At 71.4% G+C, this 1,849-nt stretch carries 3 protein-coding genes; all 3 read right to left on the bottom strand.

The annotated features are described in order from the left end of the window. A partial coding sequence (locus ABZ641_RS35710) for a beta-galactosidase (RefSeq protein ID WP_359988593.1) occupies window positions 1-604 on the bottom strand: 604 nt, incomplete at its 3' end. Continuing rightward, window positions 601-1,509 (bottom strand): carbohydrate ABC transporter permease, encoded by a 909-nt coding sequence (locus ABZ641_RS35705; RefSeq protein ID WP_359988591.1) that lies wholly within the window; start codon window positions 1,507-1,509, stop codon window positions 601-603. The genes ABZ641_RS35705 and ABZ641_RS35710, both read right to left, overlap by 4 nt. Continuing rightward, window positions 1,506-1,849 (bottom strand): ABC transporter permease subunit (locus ABZ641_RS35700; RefSeq protein ID WP_359988589.1); only part of this gene is annotated, 344 nt, incomplete at its 5' end. The genes ABZ641_RS35700 and ABZ641_RS35705, both read right to left, overlap by 4 nt.

Genomic DNA, 1,849 nt, shown 5'->3' with positions numbered 1-1,849 from the left:
CGCCGTAGCGCTGGCTCCAGAAGTCGGTGCCCCAGGCGTCGTTGAGCCGGTCGAGGGTGGTGTACCGGTGCTGGAGCCAGGTGCGGAAGTGAGCTGCGCTGGTGTCGCAGTAGCAGAGGGCGTTGTGGTTGCCCCATTCGTTGTGGACGTGCCACAGGGCGAGGGCGGGGTGCCGGGCGTAGCGGGTGGCGAGTTCGGTGACGACGGTGTCGGCGGCCCGGGCGTAGGCGGGGCTGCTGGGGCAGAAGGCCTGGCGGCTGCCGTGGGTGAGGCGGGTGCCGGACGCGGTGACGGGCAGTGCCTCGGGGTGGCGGTGGGTGAACCACGGTGGCGGTGCTGCGGTGGGGGTGGCGAGGTCGACGGCGATGCCGTTGTCGTGCAGGAGGTCCATGACCGTGTCGAGGTGGGTGAAGTCCCAGGTGTCGGGGCGGGGTTGGAGGCGGGACCAGGAGAAGACGCCGAGGGTGACGAGGTTGACCCGTGCCTCGCGCATGAGGCGGACGTCTTCGTGCCAGATGTGTTCGGGCCACTGTTCGGGGTTGTAGTCGCCGCCGTGGGCGATGCCGCCGAGGCGGTCGGTGAGGGCGGTGAGGGGGTGCGTCATGACTTCACCGCCCCGGCGGACAGGCCGGCGCGCCAGTGGCGCTGCAGGAGCAGGAAGGTGAGCACGATCGGGACGACGGAGACCAGGGCGCCGACGACGGTGAGGGTCTGCAGTTCCGGGAGCCGACTGATCTGCGACTGCCAGGTGAACAGGCCGAGGGTGACGGGGTAGAGCCGCTGGTCCTGCAGCATGACCAACGGCAGCAGGAAGTTGTTCCAGATGACGACGAACTGGAACAGGAACACGGTGACGAGGGCCGGGGCCATCATGCGCAGGGCGATGGTGGCGAAGATCCGCAGCTCGCCTGCGCCGTCCAGGCGGGCCGCCTCGACGACCTCGTCGGGCACGGACGCTTCCGCGAAGATCCGGGCGAGGTAGACGCCGAACGGGCTGACGGTGCCGGGCAGGAAGACCGACCAGAAGGTGTTGGTCGCGTCGACCTCGGCGAACAGCAGGAACAGCGGCAGGGCGAGGGCGGTGGCCGGGACGAGCACGCCGCCGAGGACGACGGAGAAGACGGCTTCCCTGCCGGGGAAGCGGTACTTGGCGAGGGCGTAGCCGGCCGCCGCGGCCAGCAGGGTGGCGACGGTGGCGCCCGCGCCGGCCTGGGCGAGGCTGTTGAGGAGCCATCGCGTGTAGATGCCGTCCTGTTCGGCGAACAGGGCTGTGAGGTTGTCGCCGAGGTGCCAGGCGGCGGGGAGCAGCCCGGGGGTGGTGACCAGGTCGCTCTGGCTCTTGGTCGCGGAGACCAGCAGCCAGTAGACGGGCAGCAGCATGTACAGGGCCGTGAGGGCGAGGAACAGGACGGCACCGGCGGTCGGCAGGAGCGGGCTGCGCCGGGTGCGCACCGCCGGGCGGGGGTGCGCGGTGGGGTGGGCGCCTTCGGTGCGGGTGAGGAGGGTCACGGGCGCTCCTGCGTGCGGGTCGTGAGGCGGAGGAAGGTGACGGACAGCAGGAAGGTGAGGGCCGCCAGGAGGACGGACAGCGCCGCGGCCTCGCCGTAGCGGTCGGCGGCGGCGAGCGAGTAGCCGGCGAGGTTGGGGGTGTAGGTGCTGGTGACGCCGGTGGAGATCGCGCGGAACACCTGCGGCTCGGTGAAGAGTTGGAAGGTGCCGACGAGGGAGAAAACAGCGGTGAGGACGAGGGCCGGGCGGATCGCCGGGAGTTTGATCCGCAGGGCGATCGCCCGCTCTCCGGCGCCGTCCACCCGGGCCGCCTCGCCGATGTCCGGGGGGACGGCCTGCA

The organism is Kitasatospora sp. NPDC007106 (assembly GCF_040634455.1).
Classification (GTDB): Bacteria; Actinomycetota; Actinomycetes; order Streptomycetales; family Streptomycetaceae; genus Kitasatospora; species Kitasatospora arboriphila.
Note: the sequence above shows the minus strand (reverse complement) of the source record. Positions and strands in the feature narration are given on the sequence as shown.